This window comes from Bacteroides gallinaceum, assembly GCF_030373775.1.
Classification (GTDB): domain Bacteria; phylum Bacteroidota; class Bacteroidia; order Bacteroidales; family Bacteroidaceae; genus Phocaeicola; species Phocaeicola excrementipullorum.
In genome coordinates this window covers 72,237-94,717 of sequence record NZ_JAUDEN010000001.1, presented here as the reverse complement: position 1 = coordinate 94,717, position 22,481 = coordinate 72,237, and the positions used below count along the sequence as shown (strand labels likewise).

21 protein-coding genes are annotated in these 22,481 nt (G+C 50.8%); 6 read left to right on the top strand and 15 right to left on the bottom strand.

The window, feature by feature from the left end; translation table 11 throughout:
• Window positions 1–312 precede the first annotated feature (312 nt).
• Both QUW60_RS00380 and QUW60_RS00375 read right to left on the bottom strand, forming a co-directional pair.
• The gene (locus QUW60_RS00380; protein WP_289558020.1) at window positions 313–936 is read right to left on the bottom strand and encodes a hypothetical protein; all 624 of its coding nucleotides are present in this window, start codon (window positions 934–936) and stop codon (window positions 313–315) included.
• Window positions 937–1,340: 404 nt separating this feature from the next.
• Window positions 1,341–1,763: a Fur family transcriptional regulator gene (locus QUW60_RS00375; protein ID WP_258338205.1), complete on the bottom strand. Its 423-nt coding sequence runs from the start codon at window positions 1,761–1,763 to the stop codon at window positions 1,341–1,343.
• Window positions 1,764–1,893: 130 nt separating this feature from the next.
• Here QUW60_RS00375 and QUW60_RS00370 point away from each other — a divergent pair, with 130 nt between their 5' ends.
• The 4 genes from QUW60_RS00370 to QUW60_RS00355 all read left to right on the top strand — a co-directional run bounded on the left by QUW60_RS00370 (window position 1,894) and on the right by QUW60_RS00355 (window position 5,908).
• Window positions 1,894–2,226 (top strand): hypothetical protein, encoded by a 333-nt coding sequence (locus QUW60_RS00370; protein ID WP_258338206.1) that lies wholly within the window; start codon window positions 1,894–1,896, stop codon window positions 2,224–2,226.
• A gap of 135 nt (window positions 2,227–2,361) precedes the next feature.
• A complete protein-coding gene (locus tag QUW60_RS00365) occupies window positions 2,362–4,557 on the top strand; it encodes a TonB-dependent receptor (protein ID WP_289558019.1) in 2,196 nt (731 codons plus the stop codon).
• A gap of 51 nt (window positions 4,558–4,608) precedes the next feature.
• Window positions 4,609–5,370 carry a DUF4625 domain-containing protein gene (locus QUW60_RS00360; RefSeq protein WP_289558018.1) on the top strand — a complete coding sequence of 254 codons (762 nt, stop codon included), beginning with the start codon at window positions 4,609–4,611 and terminating at the stop codon, window positions 5,368–5,370.
• 64 nt (window positions 5,371–5,434) lie between these two features.
• Window positions 5,435–5,908, top strand: a complete 474-nt coding sequence (locus QUW60_RS00355; RefSeq protein ID WP_289558017.1) for a DUF4625 domain-containing protein — start codon at window positions 5,435–5,437, stop codon at window positions 5,906–5,908.
• 104 nt (window positions 5,909–6,012) lie between these two features.
• Here the strand turns inward: QUW60_RS00355 and hydF are convergent, their stop codons facing one another.
• From hydF to QUW60_RS00325, 6 genes are all read right to left on the bottom strand, one after another.
• Entirely contained in the window at window positions 6,013–7,203 is a 1,191-nt protein-coding gene (gene hydF / locus QUW60_RS00350) for a [FeFe] hydrogenase H-cluster maturation GTPase HydF (RefSeq protein WP_289558016.1), read from the bottom strand.
• 45 nt (window positions 7,204–7,248) lie between these two features.
• Entirely contained in the window at window positions 7,249–8,667 is a 1,419-nt protein-coding gene (gene hydG, locus QUW60_RS00345; protein ID WP_258338211.1) for a [FeFe] hydrogenase H-cluster radical SAM maturase HydG, read from the bottom strand.
• A 2-nt stretch (window positions 8,668–8,669) separates the two neighbouring features.
• On the bottom strand, window positions 8,670–9,725 hold the full coding sequence (hydE, locus tag QUW60_RS00340; RefSeq protein ID WP_289558015.1) for a [FeFe] hydrogenase H-cluster radical SAM maturase HydE: 1,056 nt from the start codon (window positions 9,723–9,725) through the stop codon (window positions 8,670–8,672).
• Between the two features lie 9 nt (window positions 9,726–9,734).
• A complete protein-coding gene (locus tag QUW60_RS00335; RefSeq protein ID WP_289558013.1) occupies window positions 9,735–11,210 on the bottom strand; it encodes a 4Fe-4S dicluster domain-containing protein in 1,476 nt (491 codons plus the stop codon).
• Between the two features lie 101 nt (window positions 11,211–11,311).
• Window positions 11,312–11,854 (bottom strand): FHA domain-containing protein, encoded by a 543-nt coding sequence (locus QUW60_RS00330; protein WP_258338214.1) that lies wholly within the window; start codon window positions 11,852–11,854, stop codon window positions 11,312–11,314.
• A 24-nt stretch (window positions 11,855–11,878) separates the two neighbouring features.
• Entirely contained in the window at window positions 11,879–12,967 is a 1,089-nt protein-coding gene (locus QUW60_RS00325) for an HU domain-containing protein (protein WP_289558011.1), read from the bottom strand.
• A gap of 119 nt (window positions 12,968–13,086) precedes the next feature.
• Here QUW60_RS00325 and QUW60_RS00320 point away from each other — a divergent pair, with 119 nt between their 5' ends.
• Together QUW60_RS00320 and QUW60_RS00315 are read left to right on the top strand one after the other, a co-directional pair.
• Window positions 13,087–14,403 carry a UDP-glucose dehydrogenase family protein gene (locus QUW60_RS00320; RefSeq protein ID WP_258338216.1) on the top strand — a complete coding sequence of 439 codons (1,317 nt, stop codon included), beginning with the start codon at window positions 13,087–13,089 and terminating at the stop codon, window positions 14,401–14,403.
• 34 nt (window positions 14,404–14,437) lie between these two features.
• Window positions 14,438–15,226, top strand: a complete 789-nt coding sequence (locus tag QUW60_RS00315) for a DUF4738 domain-containing protein (protein ID WP_258338217.1) — start codon at window positions 14,438–14,440, stop codon at window positions 15,224–15,226.
• Window positions 15,227–15,471: 245 nt separating this feature from the next.
• On the opposite strand, the gene phoR is transcribed toward QUW60_RS00315, so the two are convergent.
• The 7 genes from phoR to trpD form a co-directional block, all read right to left on the bottom strand.
• The gene (phoR, locus tag QUW60_RS00310; protein WP_258338218.1) at window positions 15,472–17,280 is read right to left on the bottom strand and encodes a two-component system sensor histidine kinase PhoR; all 1,809 of its coding nucleotides are present in this window, start codon (window positions 17,278–17,280) and stop codon (window positions 15,472–15,474) included.
• A gap of 26 nt (window positions 17,281–17,306) precedes the next feature.
• On the bottom strand, window positions 17,307–17,996 hold the full coding sequence (gene phoB / locus QUW60_RS00305; RefSeq protein ID WP_258338219.1) for a two-component system response regulator PhoB: 690 nt from the start codon (window positions 17,994–17,996) through the stop codon (window positions 17,307–17,309).
• 102 nt (window positions 17,997–18,098) lie between these two features.
• Window positions 18,099–19,148: an asparaginase gene (locus QUW60_RS00300; protein ID WP_258338220.1), complete on the bottom strand. Its 1,050-nt coding sequence runs from the start codon at window positions 19,146–19,148 to the stop codon at window positions 18,099–18,101.
• Window positions 19,149–19,257: 109 nt separating this feature from the next.
• Window positions 19,258–20,034, bottom strand: a complete 777-nt coding sequence (gene trpA / locus QUW60_RS00295; RefSeq protein ID WP_289558008.1) for a tryptophan synthase subunit alpha — start codon at window positions 20,032–20,034, stop codon at window positions 19,258–19,260.
• Window positions 20,031–20,669 carry a phosphoribosylanthranilate isomerase gene (locus QUW60_RS00290; RefSeq protein WP_289558006.1) on the bottom strand — a complete coding sequence of 213 codons (639 nt, stop codon included), beginning with the start codon at window positions 20,667–20,669 and terminating at the stop codon, window positions 20,031–20,033. The genes trpA and QUW60_RS00290 overlap by 4 nt, the downstream gene beginning before the upstream one ends.
• Entirely contained in the window at window positions 20,666–21,457 is a 792-nt protein-coding gene (gene trpC / locus QUW60_RS00285) for an indole-3-glycerol phosphate synthase TrpC (RefSeq protein WP_258338223.1), read from the bottom strand. Before trpC ends, QUW60_RS00290 begins: the two co-directional genes overlap by 4 nt.
• Window positions 21,458–21,480: 23 nt before the next feature.
• Window positions 21,481–22,476: an anthranilate phosphoribosyltransferase gene (gene trpD, locus QUW60_RS00280; protein WP_289558005.1), complete on the bottom strand. Its 996-nt coding sequence runs from the start codon at window positions 22,474–22,476 to the stop codon at window positions 21,481–21,483.
• Between the last annotated feature and the right edge of the window lie 5 nt (window positions 22,477–22,481).

The following is a 22,481-nucleotide window of genomic DNA, read 5'->3' as shown; positions in this document are numbered from 1 at the left end:
AATGATAGCTTCTGTCGTCGCCTTGAATTCGGCGCGTTCCCGATGCGGAAACTGCCGTTTCATTTTCGGGTTGTTTCGCATGAACAACGGCGGGATTTCCCGCAGAAAAGTCTGTCTTCAGTCTAAAGACGTGCATCTTTAGCTTGAAGATGTATGTCTTCAGGCTGGAGATGTATATCTCTAGCCTGGAGATACAGATTATTCCGCAGGAAATGCCGTTGTTTCATGGGCTGGCAGAACCTTTCCTTTCACAGCCTGCTGTAAAGACAGGGGAGCAGATGCCGGTCTGTTGCCCGTCTGTTGGTTGGGGAATTATAGCTGCATGATCCCGTCCAGTTTTCCGTTGATGAACGAGAGCATCAACATGTGCCCTCTCGACCGGTACTGCCAGTTTTCGTGTACCCCGTCGTACAGATTCATCACGTTTACGTTTCCGGGTTTTCCGAATATTTCGCGCACGGCTTCCTTCGGCATTCCGATGTAAAGCGAATAAGATTCCCCTTTCCATTGTATTTCCGTGTACTGTCTGCTCTCTTCCTCCTGCGTCCGTGTCGTCCGGGTGTTGCGTTCCGGAGGTGTCTGCTGTGTTATTTTTTCGGGAAGAGCTTCCGTTTCTGCAGCTATTTCCGCTGTTGTCACCGGTTTCAGCTGCGGCTTTGCCGCTGTATGCTGAGGTTCGGGTTCCTGTTTCTTTACACGCTTCTGTGGCTGTGCGGATACCGTTCTCTTTTCGACAGTTCGGGACTGGTGCGTTTTGCTCTCGCCGGCGGTAGTTTCGGGTGCGGACGGTTGTTCCTGCTGCACCACCTGTGCCGTTTCTTTTTCATCTGTCTGGCTTTTTTCGTTCAGCGAAGAGATTCCCCAAAGCGAGGCCAGAAACAATGTGAGGAAGGAGCCCATGACGAGTCCGCATCCGAAGTGAAAAATGGGTTTCATAGCTGCTGTTCATTGGTTTGTCCCGAATTTACGAAATATTTCCGGAATAAACGAATAAAAAGGGAGAAAAGGCACCGGATGGCTTAGAAACTGTTTTGAATTTCTCCAAAAAGTTTTTCTTGGCTTGATGTATTCGTTTTCGTGTGTGCTTTGGGCTATTTTTTGGTCTTTTCCGCTTCTGTTCTTCGTCAGATAGCCCGCTATCTTCCTCATCACACAAACGGAAATGCCTCAAAAACTCATCCCAAATCAGCACACGATAAATTCAAAACAGTTTCTTAATAGAAAGGTCTTTATAAAGCCACTCCGTGCCAGTGACAAATCATGTGATTCATTGTACTATTCCGGTTATTCCTTGTTCAACAATAAAATATGTTCTCACAGCAACTGCCATGGTTCTTTTCCTATTTTGTTTCGTTGTCTGAATCGAAGGTCATGCAGGCAGGGCACACCCCTTTTATCAAGACCTCGCAATCCTCCTGCTTGTAATTGCCATGCAGTTGGTAGCGGTGTACCGGGACATCCTTCAGGCATATTACGGCATGGCAGATTCTGCAATAGAAATGCACGTGCGACTTGTTTTCCCCATCCGTGTTCAGGGCATACTTTGTAGTTGTGTTGTCCACCACGATACGGTGTACAATCCCCATGCCGACAAGCACCTGCATTGTGCGGTAAAAAGTCACACGGTCATAGATTTCGCCCATGTCCTCCTTTATTTCTTCTTCCGTGAGGGGAACCAGCTTCTGTTGCAGAATCGTGATGACGGATATGCGCTGGGCACTTTTTTTCAGTCCCTTTTCTTTCAATATATCGGTTGCGTTCATAATTTGTATTGATTAAGACGGGTGCAAAGATACGTTTTTTGTCCCGTGTGATGAAATTTAACTAAAATAGAATATGAAACATTGTTGCATTTACAAGGGAAGTATTATCTTTGCACGCGAGCTTAGAAGAATGAAAAGGAAAAGAAGAAACAGGATCATCATCGCATGGGTACTCTTGCTAACCCTCATGCCGATAAGCATCGTGAAGGCAACGCACTTTCACGATGGAGCCATGGCTGCAACCTGCCACGCTTCCGCTTCCAGCCATTCGCAAGGCAGCGATGATGGCGGTACGTGCCCGATATGCCATTTCTTCTTGTCGCCTTTTGTGGAAGCACCGGCTATTCTTCTTGTTCCTTTTGCGCAACCGGTCTATATTTTCATTGACTGTCCGTATGCGGATGTCATCCAGAGAAAAGGACCGTCACCCTCGTTGCGTGCGCCTCCCTATATGTTTGTTTAGATAAATCCGTTTACGGTCTTCTGTCCCTTGTAGAGAAACAGGATTTGCAACTGATGCGTTGTGATGCAGGAAAGGTTGCACTTTGTCCGGACAGGAGGATTTACGCAACAAACAGCAACATTCATTTTTTTTCAGATGGAAAAGAAGACATTGATGACCATGCTTCTGTTTTTCGTCATTCCTTGCCATGCGCTCTGCACGATGAACGCAGAGCCTCTTTGTGTCCCTGTTGATACAGTGAAGGCCGATGTTTCTGCCGACAGTATCGGGCGCATGATGAGGGACGGCATTTCTCTAAAGGAAGTGGTGATAAAAGGAAACAGCGGCTATAAGGAGATACAGATGCGCTCGGCACAGAACACGCTGGGTGTGACAAGGGGGTATGTGGAGGACAACTTTGGCGGCTCGCTGATGCAAACGTTGGAGAGGCTGCCGGGCGTGAAAGCGATGGCAGTAGGATCCGGAGCATCGAAACCCGTTATACGCGGATTGGGATTCAACCGTGTGCTGGTGGCGGAAAACGGCATCAGGCACGAGGGACAGCAGTGGGGGGATGACCACGGGCTGGAAACCGACCAATATGCCGTGGACAAGGTGGAGGTCATAAAAGGTCCGGCAGCGGTCACTTACGGCTCCGATGCCATCGGCGGCGTGATAAACCTCATAAGCGACCGTGCACCGAAGGAACGCTTCGGCGGCAGCGTGAATCTGTTTGCCCGGAGCAACAACGAGTCTGTCGGCACCGCGCTCCGCATGGCGGGGCGCAGCGGCGACTTCTGGTACAAGGCGAACGCCACGCTCATCGACTATGCCGACTATCGCATACCCACCGACAGCATACGCTATTATTCTTACTACATCAAGCTTCATGACCGGAGGTTACGCAACACAGCCGGGCGCGAACTTGACGGAAGCCTTCTGATCGGCTACGAGGGAAGCCGTATGAAAACTTGCTTCCGCATGGCGGATGTGAATACACGCAGCGGTTTCTTCGCCAATGCCCACGGTCTTGAGGTGATGCTGTCGGACATAGACTATGACCGTTCGTGCCGCGATGTGGATTTGCCCTCTCATACGGTAAACCATCTCATGCTGTCTAACCGCACCGAATGGCACTGGCACGGCGGGGCAGTGGAGGGCAGTTTTGCCTACCAGCACAACCGTCAGAGCGAGCATTCGGAACCCGTTTCCCACGGATACATGCCTGTTCCTCCGAATACGCTCGAGCGCCGTTTCACGAAGCAGACGGTATCTGCCGGCATCCGGTTGCGTCTGATGCTCGGACGGCATTCGCTGCAAGCGGGAGCAAGTGCCGAATACCAGAAAAACCGCCGTGACGGATGGGGCTTTATTTTGCCTGACTTCGGGCAACTGGCGTTCGGCGGATATGCTTACGACCGTTTTGTCGTCAGCGATGACCTTATTTTCAGCGCAGGCATACGCTTCGACCGCGGTACGGTGCGTATCCACAGCTATCGTGACTGGTACAAGACACCGCAGCCGGACGGTGATTCCGTATTTGTGCAACGCTCCGCCGGCATGAGGCAGTCGTTTGGCTGTTTCACATGGTCTGTAGGCGTCAACCGGCGTACAGGAGATTGGCTGCTGAAAGCCAATGTAGGCAAGAGTTTCCGTATACCCACTGCCAAGGAACTTGGCATGAATGGTATCAACTACAACATCTTCCGCTACGAAGAAGGCAATGCCGGATTGAAGCCGGAAGAATCGTACCAGGCGGATGCCGGGCTGATATACGAACATGGGTCGCTGGATGTGTCATTAACCCCGTATGTCAATTATTTCCCGAACTACATCTATCTGAATCCCACGTCCGAATATCGCGAGGGCTTGCAACTCTACCGATACATGCAAAGCCGGGTTATACGGTGGGGCTTCGAGGCTTCGCTCTCTTGGCGTTTCCTGCGGCATTTCGTGCTGGAGGCGGACGGGGAATATCTGTATGCGCGTCAACTTTCGGGCGAGAAGAAAGGATATTCGCTTCCTTGCTCTACCCCATGGTCGGCACACATGGAACTCCGTTGCGGGTTGCCTGCCAGCGATGAAGACGACAGCGGCTTTGTGGCTGTGGAATGCCGGACAGTCGGGGCGCAGAATGAAGTCGTGCCACCCGAGGAACCCACTCCCGGATATTGGCTTTTGGCTGCGTCGGCAGGGAAGTCGTTTCGCTTTGGCGGAAACGTGCTGCGTGTGACGCTCCGTTGCGAGAACATCCTCAACAGACGGTATTTCGATCACACCAGTTACTATCGACTGATAGGCGTACCCGAACCTGGGCGCAACTTCTCGCTTATGGCTGCATGGAGTTTCTAGATTACCTGTTAATATAAACCGGGCATACCGCCCATAAAAACACCAAAGACAATGAAACAGAGAATTTTGTTGGCAGCATCGTTGCTGCTCAGTACAATCACATTCGTAGTATCGTCGTGCGACAGCGACGGCGGACAGACTGGCGTGGCAAAACCCGTGGTAGCTCTTGCCGAGGTAGGAAGCGGAAACGGCAAGTCCGTAGTAGCAGGGAAAGACCTGCATCTTGAAAGCGAGCTGGAAGCCGAGGGGCTTATCGGACACATAGACCTGAGTATTGCGAGCGCGGACGGTACAAATGCTGTGCTTGCCGCATCATGGACCGACGGCAAGTATATCGGTGTGCGCAACGCTACATTCCACGAGCATGTGGGTATTCCTGCCAATACCGCTGCAGGCGACTATGAACTGACGCTGGCAGTCACAGACCAAAAGGGGCAAAGCACGGCGGTCACGTCCGAACTGAAAATTACCGTGCCTGCCGATGGGGCACCCAAGGTGGCACTTGCTGAAGTGGGTAAAGATGACGGCAAGACAGCCGCAGCAGGAGAAGAGCTGCATTTGGAAGCGGATATAACTGCACCCTTGAAAATCGCCGGGATAGAGGTGGAGCTGCACAACAGTGATGCCGGATATGAGTTTACGTCCATTTTCACAGGCAAGTATCTTGGGGAAACTTCGGTTCACTTTCATGAACACATCGAAGTGCCTGCCGATGCTCCCGCCGGTGAATACCATCTTCACTTTACCGTGACAGATGCCGAAGGCAATGCCACGACCGAAGAAGTTGAAGGAATCCAAATAACCGAAAAATGAACAACCGGGCTGTCCGTTCTTGCCATTGCATGGCGGACAGCCTCATTCAAATCAGATATTCAAAATGAAGAAGATCGTATTTTTAATGCTTGCCGCCGTACTGGTGGCATCATGCAGTTCCGGCAATGAAGATGACCCGGCAAAAGACATGGAGAAGCCGGATTTCACAGACGGAGAACTTCCGTCGCCGCTCGACTGCGAGGTTTATCATAAAGGTGAAACCATCGCTTTCCGATATACCTTTACGGACAACCGGGAACTGGGCAGCTTTAACATCGAGATACACAACAATTTTGACCACCACTCTCATTCCACATCGGCAGCTGACTGTACGCTCAATCCGAAAAAGAAGCCTGTCAATCCTTGGGTTTACAATCAGGACTACTCCATTGAACCGGGGCTGATGCTGTTTCATGCAAGCGTAGATATCGATATCCCCGAAAACATCGATACGGGCGACTATCACTTTATGGTACGGCTGACAGACAAGGCGGGATGGCAGCAGTTGAAAGGCATCAGTCTGAAAATTGTAGAGTAAGGTTCAGTGGCTGATTCTTCGTCTTATCGAGACGAGCGGCATTCCCATTTCCTGTTGATTGCCAAATTTTGTGTTGGCACACCCTCTATATAAATCTTCTGGAATCAATGAGTGATTTCAACTTTGTCAAGTATTCCGGTCAGGCATGCAATGGCAACTCCGTAATTCGTCATCGGCACGTGCTGTTCCTTAGCCGAAGCGATTCTGTTGAGCACATATTTGCGAGTGAACATGCAGGCTCCGCAATGAATGACCAGGCTGTAGGGGGAGAGGTCTTCCGGAAAATCGTTGCCCGACACCACATCAATCTGCAGTCCCCCGCCTATGCGTTTGCGCAGCATGTTCGGAATCTTCACCCTGCCGATATCCTCTGTCATGGGAGCGTGGGTGCACGCTTCGGCTATCAGCACGCGTGAATCCTCAGTAAGCCTTCCGATGGCTTCCGCACCTTTCAGGAAATAATCGATGTCGCCCTTGTATTGTGCGAAGAGTATGGAGAATGAAGTCAGTCTGCTGTCCTTCGGCTTTTTCTCGTATACTGTTTTGAAAGCCTGCGAATCCGTTATAATCAGTCTGGGGGGACGTGCAAGCGCTTGGAGCATCTGGTCCATCTTGTCTGTGGTGCAGCTCATCACCAGGCACTTTCTGTCGAGAAGCTCCCGTATGGTCTGCACTTGCGGAAGGATGAGCCTTCCTTTGGGTGCTTGCAGGTCTTGCGGCATGACCAGCATGACGGTTTCTCCCTCTTCAACAAGTCCTCCCAGCAGTCCGCGGTTCATGGTTTCGTCGGGCAGCAGCTGGGCAATCCGCCGGTGTATTTCTTCCGTTCCCTGGTGCTGCTTTGCACTGACTGGAAGCGGCACCTGTCCGCATATCTGCTCGATTTGCCTCATAGTCTGTTGGGGAGCGTCAAGCAGGTCACATTTGTTGAGAACCCAGATAACGGGCACATCTTTTTCTTTCAGCCGTCCGGCCCATTGCATTTCCCGGGTGATGTCGCCGTCTGTGCATACCATCAGTGCGATGTCTGTGCGCTCCATGACGCGCAGCGTCTGCTTTATGCGCAGTTCGCCCAACTGGCCCTCATCGTCAAGTCCAGCCGTATCGATGAAGACACAGGGACCTATGCCATGAATTTCCATTGCTTTCAGCACGGGGTCGGTGGTGGTTCCGGGCACGTCAGAAACGACAGATATGGTTTGGCTGGTCAGCGCGTTTATGAGTGAAGACTTTCCGCTGTTGCGTTTGCCGAAGAAGGCAATATGCAGGCGGTTGGATCGGGGAGTTTCGTTCATAGGTTTGTATATTAAATGTTTGCGTAAGCAGCTTTTCCGGAAGAATCAGAATCGGAAGTCGCGTTTGCCTTCTTTGATCCGTGTCAGATTTTCTACGGCACGGCGGCGTATGGCAGGGTTGGGAATTTCTTCCATCTGCCGGCGGATCATGTCTGTTCCGAGGAGCCTTGTTTCCGGAGAAGCGTAGTCCTCCAGATATTCTTGCAGTGTCATCAATGCGTTGGGAGTGCAGCAGTTGGCGATTTGTCCGGTCTTGACCAGCGACATGAAGCGGTCGCCCGTGCGTCCTTCCCGGTAGCAGGCAGTGCAGAAGCTGGGTATATATCCTAATTTCAGCAGCCATGCCACCACTTCGTCCAATGTGCGGTGGTCGCTTATGTCGAACTGTGCTGAGCTTTCTTCCGGAAGTTCAGCTTCTGCATATCCGCCCACGCTGGTGCGCGACCCTCCGCTTATCTGGGAGATCCCCAGTTCGAGCACCCTTTCGCGCGACCGCTGTGATTCGCGGGTGGAGATGATCATGCCTGTATAAGGTACGCTGATGCGGATGACCGCTACGATTTTCTGGAACACTTCGTCGGAGATGGCATCCTTGAAGCTGCCGGCATCAATGTCGTCTGCCGGACAGATGCGGGGCACACTGATGGTGTGCGGGCCTACACCGAAGGCCGCTTCCAGATGTTCCGCGTGCATCAGCAGCCCGACGAAATCATACCGGTACGTATTCAGTCCGAACAGCACGCCGATGCCCACATCGTCTATGCCTCCTTCCATGGCACGGTCCATCGCTTCCGTATGATAGGCATAGTTGCTTTTCGGTCCGCGTGGATGCAGCTTTTCGTAGTTTTCTTTGTGGTAGGTTTCCTGAAACAGGATATACGTGCCGATGCCTGCATCGCGTAGTTTCCGGTAGTTCTCGACAGTTGTGGCTGCTATGTTCACATTGACGCGTCGGATAGCTCCGTTCCTGTGCTTGATGCTGTAGATGGTTTTTATGGATTCCAGGATATAGTCTATCGGATTGTTCAGCGGGTCTTCTCCTGCTTCGATAGCCAGCCGTTTGTGCCCCATGTCCTGCAGGGCGATGACTTCTCTCCGGATATCTTCCTGAGTGAGTTTCTTCCGGGCGATATGTTTGTTCTTGATATGGTACGGACAGTAAGTGCAGCTGTTGATGCAGTAGTTCGAGAGATACAGCGGTGCGAACATGACAATCCGGTTGCCATAGAACTTCTGCTTGATTTCACGTGCCAACCGGTAAATTTCATCGGTCAGCTGCGGATCGCTGCACTCCAGCAGTATGGCAGCTTCCCGGTGCGTGAGTCCTTTGCAGGCACGGGCCTTTTCAAGGATGGAACGTACTGTGCCGAGATTGTTTGCATGCTGTTTTGCATAATCGAGGGTTTCTATGATTTCTTCATGACAAATGAATTCTTCCGCTTTTCTGGATTCTTTTTTATACATAATTATAGTGTTCTTTTCGTTCTGGAAGGGTGATCTCCCCGTCCGTAATCAACTTCGTATCCGATGCTTTTCAATTGCCGGTTCAGTTGCCGCAACCCTTCCGCAGATTCTGCTCCCATCGAAGCCTTGTTGTTGTAGAGCGCGTATTTGCTCCGCTCTTCTGCCGGAGAGAGGTTGGGCATCACCACGTTTGCTCCGGCCAGAATTCCCCGTTCGCGTCCTTTGGGCGAAAGGGTGGCAAGCGCAGTGGTGGAAGGTATGAGCGCATGCGGATGCATCAGTCGGAAGATCGAAAGCATCAGCAGCGTCTGTTCCAGGCTTCCCGGAGGAGATGCAGCGAAAGGTGTGTCGCAGTGTGGGATGAAAGGGCCGATCCCAATCATCTCCGGACGGAACTTTTCGATGAAGAGTATGTCTTCTATCAAATGATTCACTGTCTGCCCGGGGCTTCCCACCATGATGCCCGTACCCGTCTGGAATCCGATTCGCTTCAAGTCGTCCAAACAGCGGAGCCGGTGGGCGAGCGACATGCTTTGGGGATGCAGTGTCCGGTAATGCTCCGGATTGTGCGTTTCGTGGCGGAGCAGGTACCGGTTTGCTCCGGCCCGAAAAAAACGTTCGTATGATTCGGCCGGCTTTTCTCCCAGCGAGAGCGTGATGGCTGCGTCGGCAAATTCTTCACGGATGCGTTTGATGAGTTCTGCCATGGCTTCGTCTGCGGCTTCGCTTTCTTCACCTCCTTGCAAGACAAAGGTACGGAATCCAAGGGCATATCCTTTCCGGCAGCACTCCAGCACGGTGTCATTGTCCAGCCGGTAGCGTTTCACAAGGCGGTTGCTCCGGCGGATGCCGCAATAGTAGCAGTCGTTCCGGCAGCCGTTTCCAATCTCAATCAGTCCGCGGATATAGATTCTGTTTCCGAAAGATTCTTGCGCCACTTCCCTGGCTTCTCCGCAGATATCCTCCAGCATCTTGGGTGTGCATCCGGTCAGCAGCGTGCGGAATTCGTCGGGAGCTAACGTGTGTTCCCGACGAAGACGCTTGATCAGTTCTATCATAAGAAGAGTTTATTCTTCGCGGAGGTTCTCGTATTTCAGTGTACGTTTCAGCAGGTCCTGGTTCAGTTGGCGGCGGCCTGCCATCGGATCGTTGTGCGCGCTTGGTCCGGTCACGCATCCTCCTTCGCATGCCATCATCTCGATGAACTGTGCGTCCACTTTTCCTGTCTTTGCATACGCACGGAGAACGCCGATATTCTTCTTGTTGAAGTCAGAGAACTGAAGCACTTTGATGCCGTCTGCTTTGGGACCCAGATAAGCCTTGACAGCTCCTGCAACGCCTCCGGCCTGTGCGAATCCGTGAGCCTCGCAGACCGATTCGTATGCCACCTTGTAAGGATTGGCTTGTTCCAGTTCGATGCCCAGTCCGCGGAAAATCGGATGCAGTTCTTCGAAGGTAATCACATAGTCCACACATTCGTCGCGCTGCGCTTCCTTTCGTTTGGCGATGCACGGACCGATGAATACGATTTTAGCGTCCGGATATTTCTTGCGTGCGATGCGTGCAGCGTAGTACATGGGAGAGCCGGTAGACGAAACATACGGCTTCATGCCGGGGATATGCTTGTTTACCAGTTCGATATACGACGGGCAGCAAGAAGTGGTCATGAATTTCTGTCCTTCTTCCAGTTTTTCCAGCAGTTCGTGCGCCTCGTTGCTTGTGGTGTGCATGGCACCTTCCGCAACCTCGATTACATCAGCAAATCCGATTTGTTTCAGTGCGCCGTATACTTGATCGATGCTGGCTTTGAACTGTCCCAGTACAGAAGGGGCGGGAAGAGCTATCACTTGTTTCCCGTTTCTTATTTCTTCCAAAACGTCGAATACCTGAGATATTTCGAAGATGGCTCCGAAGGGGCAGGCATTCAGGCATTTCCCGCAATATATACATTTGCTTTCATCAATATGCTCGATGTAATTTTCGTCCTTGCTGATGGCTTTTACCGGACATGCTTCTTCGCATGGCACAGGAATGTATACGATGGCATGGTAAGGGCAGCTTTTATGGCACAGTCCGCAGCTTATGCACTTGTCATGGTCTATGTGCGCCTGTCCGGTTTTCTTGTCGAAATGGACAGCTCCCTTCGGACAGTTCATGTAGCAGCTTCTTGCCACGCATCCGCGGCAAAGGTTGCTTACCTCATAGTTGACCTGCACGCACGAAGAACACGCTTCGTCGATGACGCAAAGGATGTTCTCCTTGATCTTTCCGCGGCGTTCCAACGCTTTGCGGGCATATTCGGACAGGGGAGTCAGCTCATCGGTTTCGTCGGTCATGTCCCATCCCAGCAACGGAAGCAATTTGTATCTGTTGACAGCGCGTTCCTTGTGTATGCAGCACCGTCCCACGGGCTGCGAGCGGCGGGGTGTCATTTCGATGGGGACGCGGTCAATCTTCTCAACAAGTTGGTTTTCCTTCCATAAGGCTACCAGATTTTCCAGCAGCTTATGACGGACAATCATTACGTTGTTAGTAAAAGCCATGTATGTAAAAAGTTAAAAGTTAGTATTCGTTTCGGGGTTTCATGTGCGGGATATGCAGGACGCATGCCGGATCTGGGAAGCCTGCTTATGCGGGCAGGCGTTTATCTGTCCGTATCCTCGGCAAGCGCTTCATGAAGGATAAAGGTCGTGGCTCCCAAACTCACCACGGCGCCGTCTTCAATCCGTATGCGGTCTTTCGGCCCGAGCAGGCTGTTCATCAGGAACGTGCCCGTCACGCTGTTGTTGTCGCGCAGCGTATAGGTCAGTTTTCCCTGCTTGTTTCTTGAAACATTGATGTAGCAGTGTCTTCTGTCCAGGCTCGGATCATTGCTTTCAATGGGTATGTCTATCTTGTCCCCCTTGTTGCGCCTTCCGATCAGGTTGTCTCCTTCGTGGAGAGGGAACACTTGTTTGTAGGCGAAAATGTTTTCGATGACTGTTATGTTGCCGAAATCCTGTATTCCTTCTTTTTCGTCAACTTTTTCTTCGCGGCGGTTGGCTGCGTTCAGCTTTGTTTTTCCGATACGGATGCTGAATTGCTTTTTGCAATTGTCGCAAACAAAGACGAGCGACTGTCCTTCTTCGTATTTTGTTTCATCAAACTGTATATAATTGTCGCACTTGGGGCATCTGACACGTTTCATAAGCGGAAAATAAGAATAAGATGGTTATTTGGATGTGAAGACCCATGCATTCTTGAAGCTGTCAATCTTTCTGATCTCCTGCACTTTGCGGTAAGCATCGGCTTCATTCGAGAAGTGCCCGAGGGCGATGCGGAAGCGGCCGTTCGACTCTACGACTTCTGCGTCTGTATAGCCGTCTTTTATGAAGCTCTTCAGCGTTCTCTGCGCGTCGGCATTGCTGGTCAGGCTGGCCACTATGACATAGGAACGTTTTCCGGCAACCTTCTTTTCAGTTTTCTTCTCTGCCTTTTCTGTTTTTTTCTCCACCTTTTCAGTCTTCTTCTCCGCCTTTGCTATGTTTTTTGTTGCTGTTTTGGCCGCTACGGTTTCGGTTTTTACTTTGACCGGCTTGAGCGTATTGATATTGTTGCGCGCTTTTTTCTTGTCGTCTTCTTTGCTCGGGCTTTTTTGCTTTTGCAGAGAAAGGGAAGTGGCGACAGACTGGTCGCGGATGGCATCGAACATGTCGATCGAGCCGAGCGAAGCGAAGTTGGCGTCGTCTATGTAAGTGTTCTCTACCGGAGTGGAGAGGATAAAGAACAGCAGAACAGCCGCTGCAACCGCTACAGTGGTGCGCAGCCAATTATACAACGAAACCGTTGTTTTGCTTTCGTCCTTGGCGGGCACGGAAACGGAAGGTATGCGGCGGATTTCAGCGAGAGGAGCCATGCTGAATCCTTCCAGGCCGTAAAGGTCCGGAGTGAAGAAAGAACGGGTTGACGGTTCAAACTCATACAGTCCGTTCATATTATAATATAATGTGCCGATATTTTCCAGCTTTACCTGTCCTTCCCGATAAATGTCTTCTTTGATTGCGTTTACCGTCTTTTCAATTCTTCTCGTTGCGTCGGGAAAGTCGGTGTTGTATGTCTGCATGTATGACTGCGCGAGCAATCCGTCGTTGATGATGAGTTGCGGATTAAACCCCACGGTGCGCATGGGAGGCTCGAATATATGTTTTTCTTCTGCATAGGATGCCGGACGGTTGTGCGCGATGAATCCCCCCAGCCCCGGAACAATGACACAGTCGTTCTCAAGCAGCAATACTTCTATATGTTTCGCTAATTCATTCATAACGCAAAATTAATATTTTTTTCTGTTATCTGAAGTATCTTTCTGAGGCAAATTTCTCATCTAATCCAAATTTGTTATAATTTTGTGCGCTGAAACATTTAAAAAAACAGTTCAAGGATATGAATATAGCTATTGTCGGAACAGGATACGTGGGCTTGGTGTCGGGCACTTGTTTTGCAGAAACCGGAGCGAATGTGGTTTGCGTTGATACGAACGCCGAAAAGATCGCGTCATTGAATAAGGGTGAGATTCCCATTTATGAGCCGGGGCTGGAGGAAATGGTTCTCCGTAATGTAAAGGCCGGCAGACTGAGCTTTACGACTTCGCTCGAAAACTGTTTGGACGATGTGTCTATCGTATTTACGGCTGTCGGCACTCCTCCCAATGAGGACGGAAGTGCAGACTTGCAGTACGTGCTTGAGGTGGCTCATACTATCGGGCGGAACATGAACCGTTATGTGCTGGTGGTGACAAAGAGCACGGTACCTGTGGGGACGGCGCGCAAGGTGAAGGCCGTGATAGAGGAAGAGCTGCGCAACAGAGGCGTTCAGATAGATTTCGACGTGGCTTCCAATCCGGAATTCCTGAAAGAAGGAAATGCCATAAAAGACTTCATGACTCCCGACCGTGTGGTGGTGGGCGTTGATTCGGAAAGGGCGAAAGAACTGATGAGCAAGCTTTATCGTCCGTTCCTCCTCAACAATTTCCGGGTGATATTTATGGATATACCTTCGGCTGAAATGACCAAATATGCGGCCAACTCAATGCTGGCCACCCGCATCAGCTTTATGAATGACATTGCCAATCTTTGTGAACTGGTGGGCGCCGATGTAAACATGGTGCGGAGCGGTTTGGGGTCAGATACGAGAATCGGGCGGAAATTTCTGTATCCGGGCTGCGGATACGGCGGCTCCTGCTTCCCGAAAGACGTGAAGGCGCTTATCCGCACGGCAGAAGAGCACGGCTATTCGATGCGCGTGCTCAAGATGGTGGAAGCAGTCAATGAAGACCAGAAGGATATCCTTTTCCGTAAGCTTGAGAAATATTATGAGGGGAATCTGAAAGGCCTGACAATTGCTCTTTGGGGGCTTGCCTTCAAACCTGAAACCGATGATATGCGCGAGGCTCCTGCACTGGTGCTGGTTGACCGGCTGCTGAAGGCGGGATGCGTTGTGCGTGCTTACGATCCGGCCGCCATGGACGAGGCCCGCCGCCGTTTCGGGGATGCCGTCTATTATGCCTGCGACATGTACGATGCCTTGCTTGATGCCGATGCCTTGCTGCTCGTGACCGAATGGAAAGAATTCCGTCTGCCCGCATGGGGAGTCATCAAGAAGACAATGAACAATGCCGTCATTTTTGACGGACGCAATATTTATGACAGAAAAGAACTTGCCGAATCAGGCATTGCCTACCATTGCATCGGAAGCAAATAGCCGGCTTGGCAGAGGCAAGGCATAAGGAAAGAATATGAGAAAGTTTCATTTCACGGCACTCTGCGTGCTTTTATGCGTAGCGTGTAACTCGTCGCAGAAGAACGGCGAAGAGCGCAAGGATGAGATTGATTCGACGGCTGTGCATGAGCTTCAGGGGATATGGCTGGATGATAATACGGAGCTTCCGCTTTTCAAGATCAAAGGCGACAGCATCTATTATGCCAGCCAGATAAACCTGCCCATGTCTTTTACAGTGAGGAATGATACGCTGGTCGTATTCGGGGCGGACACGTTGAACTATCCGATACAGGAAAGGGGAATGTACTTCCTGCGATATCGGACGCTTGCCGGCGATATGGTTTCCCTGCACAAGGCCGAAACGGACACGATCTCGTTCGGAACAGCGGTGGAAGTGCCGGAAACGGCCGATGAGGTCGTTGAAAAGGACTCTGTCATCGTTTATGGCGGAGAACGTTTCAGAGGGTATGCTTACATCAATCCGACCAGGAAGAAAGTTGTCAATATGGGCGTGAGCGAAGAAGGGCTTCCCGTTGAGAACATTTACTACGACAACATTATCCATATCTGTATATACCAGGGAAAGAAATGCCTGTTTGCACGCGATATGAATAAGGAAATGTTCTCGCAAGTGGTTCCTGCGGATTTTCTGCGCTCTGCCATCTTGTCTGATATGAATTTTGCGGGGATCGACAGCGAAGGCTTCTGGTATCAGGCCACTCTTTGCGTTCCGGGCGGTGCCATTTGCTATAACGTAAGACTGGGCATCAGCCGTGACGGAGAACTGACCTACCGGGTAAGATAGTTCCTGACGCTTCTTTTGGCTGTTGCATCTCCGTTTTCCGGAGGTTTTCTTGCTCGCTTCTTTTTTGCGCTGAGCAGTTGAGGCGTATGTGTTTTCCCGTGGGAAATACGCACATGCGCTTGTGTATTCTATAGTCCAGCGCGTGAACCGTACGGTCCACATACGTGGACTATACAGTCCAGCTGCTGGACTGTATAGTTCAAACGCTGGAACATAGAATTAGCTCCGGTATCATTCGGATTGTGTCATTGTTCCCGTATATTGGGTCCGGAATCTTTCAGCAGTGTAAATACGAATTCAAGGCCTCCTTCTGCTCTGTTTTTCGCGAAGATTGTGCCTCCGTGGAACATGACCGCATTTTTTACGATGGCAAGGCCGAGGCCGGTTCCTCCCAGTTTGCGGGAGCGTCCCTTGTCTACCCTGTAGAACCGTTCGAACAGGCGGTTCAAGTGTTCTTCAGGGACTCCTACGCCAGTGTCGGAAAAGCTGAAATAATAGTAGCGTTCGTCCTCCCGGAAGCAGCTGATGGTTATTTTGATGTTTGTGCCTGCATAAGCTATGGCATTGTCTGTCAGGTTGCGGAAAATCGAGTACAGCAGCGAGCTGCTTCCGGTCACAATAAGGTTCATCGGCATCTTGTTGACCACCGTGATATGTTTCTCTTCAAGTCCCATAGCCACCTCGTTCAGAATGTTTCCGACAATCTTGCTGAGGTTGACCGTTTCCTTTTCCACCATTTCGGGGGCTTCGTCCATGCGTGTCAGCACCGATATGTCGCGGAGCAGGTAAGTCAGGCGGTTGCTTTGCGCGTAGCTTCGCTCAAGAAACGAGCGCACATTTTCCTGCGGGATGTTGGGGTTGTTGATGATGGTTTCAAGATACCCCTGGATGCTGCTTACCGGAGTCTTCAGTTCGTGAGCGATGTTTTGGGTAAGCTGGCGTTTCAGGCGTGCCTGCTCTTCTTCCTGTGTCATGTCATTGATTGATATTTCGAACGACATGTCTTGAAAGATGATGCACTCGATAGTGAAAGAGCGCGCGTTTTTGTTGATGTGCATCGAGAAGCGCTTCTCCTCTTTGCTGAAACTCTCCGTGCTGATGTTCTGGGACAGAAAGTCATTGATGGGCTGGAGCTCAGGTATGGAAAAGATTTTTTCTGTCGAATGCAGATGCCTGTCGGATATATTGTTGATGTATTGAGTGAAAAGATTGTTCACCAGGATTTCTTTTCTCTCTTTCGTAAACACGCCCAGCCCCTCGTGCGATGTCTGAAGATGCAGAATCAGTTTCTCGCGCTCGATGTATAGGGCACTTTTGGTGCGGTGCAGTCTTTTGTAGATTTTGATGATATGCTGGGAGATTTCTCCTAATTCGTTTTTGGGGAACGTTTGCAGGATGTCCATGTCGATAGGCTCATTTCTGTCCGCTTTCATGGCGAACTGCTGCAATTTGGTTACCGACACTCCCAGCTTGCGGGTGAAGCGGTAGAAGATCACAAGCAGAAGAAAACAGATGATGAACGCGAACCACAGGTAGCCCGAGTCTGCGCGCAAATGTTCTGCCAGACTTACGTTATAGGGAAGCGCAGAGCGTACAATGAGCCGGTAGGGAGGGTAGTAGCGTGCCGAGTAAAAATATTCCTGCCCCTCATTCGATTCAGACTGCCTGCCTATCGAGTATCCGCTTCCGTACATTAAGGCTTCCTGTATTTCTTCTCTGTCCGCGTGGTTCTCAAACGACTTCCAGTTTCGGTTTGTGTTGTCGTAAATCACCTGTCCCGACGGTTTGATGATGGTGACCCGCAGGTTGGGAATCATGTGCGTGGTGACATAATGCTGCATGGTTTCTCCTGTAAAGCCTTTGTTGTCGGCGATGAAACCATATACCTGGTTGTTGTAGTTTTGCAGCTGGATGTTCAGCAGTTCTGATTTGAACGACTTCTCTCTTTGGTACTGGAAGAGGATGAAGCAGACGGCATAGCTCAGAAAAAGGAACACGACGGAGAGGAACAGCTTTTGGCTGAACGAAAGAAACCGTAAAGAAATTTTAGTCATGGCAGTTTTAGCAGTCGCAGTCTTTTTTATTCACATTCAAAACAATATCCATATCCCAGGCGAGTAACGATTCGCTGGCCGTATTCTCCGATTTTCTTGCGGAGGCGGGTGATGTTCACATCAATGGTACGGTCAAGCACGTAAACTTCGTCGTGCCATACTTTGGCAAGGATGTCTTCGCGCGAGAACACTCTTCCCTGGTTTTGCAGCAGAAGCAGAAGGATTTCAAATTCCTTTTTTGTCAGCGGAGCTTCCTCGCCGTTGATGGTCACCTTTTTCTGCGGTATGTTTACCACCAGCCCCTTATATGCAAGCTGTTCGGGAGTCTGTGTCTGCACTCCGGCTGTGCGGCGCAGCACGGCCTTTACTCTCATTACGACCTCGCGCAATGAAAACGGTTTGGATATGTAGTCGTCCGCGCCCAGGTTGAATCCGGTGAGCGTGTCGTTTTCCGTGTCTTTGGCGGTGATGAATATGATGGGTATGTTTTGCGTGTCCTTGTTCTTTTTCAGCATGCTGGCCATCTTGAAGCCGGAAATTTCTCCCATCATCACGTCGAGCAGCAGCAGGCTGTACTGAGCCAGATCCAGTTTGAGAGCTTCCTCTGCGGAGTTGGCTGTGTCTACTGCATATCCTTCCATTTCAAGGTTGAATTTCAGAATTTCGCACAAATCTTCTTCGTCATCTACGACCAATATACGATAATCATTGTTCATGGTTTGTTTCCGTTTTTTATAATTAGAAATGTTTGGTCTGTTTTTGAGGGCAAAGATGGCCGTATCTTGTTTCTTCCTTATGAAATAACTGTTACAATTATGTTACAGTTTGGGGCGGGTAAATTCTCCGGCCAACGGGTGGCTCAGTTCGTTGCGTATTTCTTTCGGCGATAGATTGTGTCCCAGCAGAAACATCAGTTTGGTGAGCACGCTTTCTACCGTCGAGTCATATCCGCTGATCACGCCGGCATCAATGAGTTGCAGTCCGGTTTCGTAGCGCGCCATTTCTACCATGCCTGTCTGGCATTGCGATATGTTTACTATGACGATGCCGCGGCGGGTGGCGTCGGCCAGCAGGCGGATGAACCATTCCTTTTGCGGTGCATTTCCCGATCCGTATGTCTTGAGGACTACGGCTTTCAGTCCCGGAAGGTTAAGTACGGTGCTTACGATATTTTCCTGTATGCCTGGAAAGAGGGTCAGGATAATAACGTTTGTGTCGAATACATAATGCGCGTGCATCGGCAGTGTCGGATCCACTTTCCGGATTTTGTCGTATTCATACTTGATGTGGATGCCCACTGTGGCGAGAGCCGGATAGTTGTATGAGCGGAAAGCGTTGAAATTTTCCGCGTTGATTTTGGTTGTCCGGTTGCCTCGGAGCAGATGATTCTCGAAAAAGATGCACACTTCGGGCACAATGGCTGTTCCGTCCGCGTGTTTTGCGGCCGCGATTTCGATGGAAGTGATCAGGTTTTCTTTTCCGTCGGTGCGCAGAACGCCGATCGGAAGCTGGCTTCCGGTAAGGATGACCGGTTTGCTCAGGTTCTCAAGCATGAAGCTCAGTGCCGAGGCCGTGTAAGCCATCGTATCAGTTCCATGAAGAATGACGAATCCGTCGAAATTTTCATAGTTGTACTCGATGATCTTCACAAGTTTGGCCCAAAGTGACGGTTCCATGTCGGAGGAGTCGATGGGCGGATTGAACTGATACGATGAGATACGGTAGTTGAACCGCTTCAATTCCGGTACATTTTCCTGCAATTGGTCGAAGTTGAACGCTTCCAATGCTCCGGTTTCCGGATTCTCTATCATACCGATTGTTCCTCCAGTGTAAATGAGCAGAACGGAAGGATAATCTGGTCTTATCATGTTGTCTTTTGTTTCTATGCTTAATTGGCACAAAGATAGTATTTTTCGGTGTGATGGAGAAGAAACGGGATGGAAAAAATAGCAAAATGTACGCGTCCTGCCCGGTTTTTTATTGTCTGAGCGCATCCAGCAGACGGTCGGCCGCTTTAGCTGCATCGCCTTTTTCTTCTTCCAGAAGTGTGATGAACTTGCTTCCGATGATACATCCTGCGGCGTATGATGAGGCTGCTTCGAATGTCTGCCGGTTTGAGATTCCGAAACCGATCATCCGCGGATTTCGCAGATTCATTCCGTCGATCCGTTTGAAGTAAGCCTGCTTCTGTTCGTTGAAGTTCTTTTGTGCTCCGGTGATGGCGGCAGAGGAAACCATGTAGATGAATCCGTCGGTATGTTCGTCAATCTGCCTGATTCTTTCTTCGCTTGTTTCGGGCGTGATGAGCATGATGATTCTGATGTCGTATTTTTCTGCCGTGGCTCGGAATTCTTCCTGATACTCCTTGAACGGAAGGTCAGGGATAATGACCCCGTCGATTCCGTATTCGCGGCAGGAGGCGCAGAAGTTTTCAAATCCGTATTGCAGGATAGGGTTGAGGTAGCCCATCAGTATGAGAGGGATGGTTACGTCTTGCCGGATGCCGGCCAGCTGTCCGAACAGTTTGCGCAGCGTCATCCCGTTGCGCAGCGCATGCATGGCTGCGTTCTGGATCACGGGACCGTCCGCCATCGGGTCGCTGAACGGGATTCCGATTTCTATCATGTCTATTCCTTTCTTTTCAAGCGTGCGTATGATTTGAGGTACGCTTTCCAGTGTCGGATCTCCTGCGCAGAAATATACCGACAGGATATTGTGTTTTTTTTCGCTGAATAATTTGTTGATACGGTTCATAATGCTTGTTGTTTTTGTTGTGAATACATTTTCTTGAATGCTCTGATAAACTTGCCGAGGGCTTCTGTATCCTTGATGCCCGGCGCCAGTTCGAACCCGCTGTTCAGGTCTATTCCTGCCCATTGCGGGTGGGTGAATCGGGACAATGCTCCGATGCTGTTCGGATTCAGTCCGCCGCTCAGGAGGAAGGGGGTGCTTCCTGTATAGTCTTTCAGCAGGCTCCAGTTGAAGGAGCGTCCCGAGCCTCCGTGTTCCGTGCAGGGTGTGTCGAACAGGAAAAAGTCGCAGGAGTTCTCATAGGCAGCGACGGAATGCAATGCTTCCCTGCTCCCCACGGAAAAAGCCTTGATTGTTTTCAGTCCGCTTTTCCGCAGTGTGCTGCATTGTTCCGGCGTTTCTTTCCCGTGCAGTTGTACCAGTTCCAGGTTCCACTCGTCTGCAATCTGCAAGATCGCTTCTGTCGCTGCGTCAACGAATACCCCTACACGCCCGACCGTTTCGGGCAGATAGTCGGGCTTGCGGTGGACGCAGCGCGGAGAGGGAGGATAAAAGATGAATCCCATCCATTGCATGTCAGTCTTTTCGGCCTGGCGGATATTTTCTCCGTCGGTCATGCCGCATACTTTTACGATCATAGGTCCAGGCGTTTGATGAAGTCAGACAAAGCTTTTCCCGGATCGGGCGTTTTCATGAATGTTTCTCCGATGAGGAAGCCCTGGTAGCCGGCTTCTCTGAGTCTGTGTATCGTTTCGGGCGAAGATATTCCGCTTTCTGAAACACGGACGGCATCTTTGGGGAGCTTCCCGGCCATGCGGAACGAGTTCTCTACGTCAGTATGAAAGGTCCCCAGGTTCCGGTTGTTTATTCCCACCATGTCCACGTACTCGTTATAATGCCCCAGCTCTTCTTCACTGTGCAGTTCGAGCAGGACCTCAAGGTTGAGGTTGTGGGCTTCCTGTGCCAGCAGGAAGCAGTCTTTGGGCGACAGGGCGGCGGCGATAAGCAGAACAGCGTCGGCTCCTGTCAGTTTAGCCTGAAGAAGCTGGTAGCGGCTGATGATGAAGTCTTTCCGAAGAACAGGCACTTCCACCGCCTTGCGTATGTTTGCCAGATCCTTCAGCGTTCCGCCGAAAAACGGTTCGTCTGTCAGTACCGAAAGTGCTGAGGCTTTGCTCCGGACATATCCTTCGGCCACTTCAAGCGGGTTCGCATCCCGGTTTATCCAGCCTTTTGAAGGCGATTTGCGCTTGAATTCGGCGATGATTCCCACGCGTGATTCGGCCAGCGCCTTTTTCATGCTGCGGCCGTCTGCCGGCCTTCCGTCAAGCATCTCTTCCAGCGCCGATTCGGGTACAGACGCTTTCTGCTGGGTCAGTTCAATCTGTTTCTGTGCTATGATATCATGTAGAATGTCTTTTTTCATGTTGTTTTGTTCTGATGAGATGTTCAGTTGTTTAGTTCGATGAATTTTTTGAAGGTCTGCTGTGCCCTGCCGCTGTTGAGCGATTCGCGTGCTATTGCCACACACTCTTCGATCGATTTTGCAGGCTCCATGACCTGAATGGCGAACGAGGCATTGATCAGCACACAGTCTGTCTGCGCTTTTGTGGCTTCTCCCTGCAGCACATTGTCGAAGATGCGGGCCGCTTCCTGCGACGTGTTTCCTCCGTGGAGCTCTTCCTGCTTGACGAGCGAGAACCCAAGTTCGGAAGGACGGTGTATCGTTTCATAAAGGTTTGTCATCACCTTGAACTCGTCGGTGAGCGAGATCTCGTCGTATCCGTCCAGGTTGTTTACTACGGCGAAGCCGATGCCGAGCTGCTGGAGCGTGTTGGTGTACAGGCGCATCTGTGGAAGGTCGGCCACTCCCAGCAGCTGATATTCCGGCAGGCAGGGATTCACAAGCGGTCCGAGGAGGTTGAACAGCGTGCGCACTTGCATCGCCTTCCGGATGGGAGCTACCGTCTTCATGGCCGGATTGAAGAGGGGAGCGTGGAGGTACGCCATTCCGCATTTTTCGATCGAGCGTTCCAGCATATCCTGCCGGTTGGTGAATTTTACTCCGTGCAGTTCCATTACATTGCTCGCCCCGCTCACTGATGTGGCTCCGTAGTTTCCGTGTTTGGCCACGTGATAGCCCGCTCCGGCCACGATGAAGCAGGCACAGGTTGAGATATTGAATGTGTTCTTCCCGTCGCCGCCCGTACCCACGATGTCGATCGGACGGTAGGCTGCCAGGTCAACCGGAATGCGTGAAGCGAGCAAGGCCTCTCTGAATCCGATCAGTTCGTCCACTTTTACCCCTCTCATCTGGAATACGGTCAGGAATGCGGCTATCTGCGCCTCGTTGCATTCTCCCTTTGTGATGCCTGCCATCAGTTTGCACGCTTCTTCCTGCGTAAGCGTTTCGTGATTGAATAGTCGTTTAAGTATCTGTTTCATAGTTG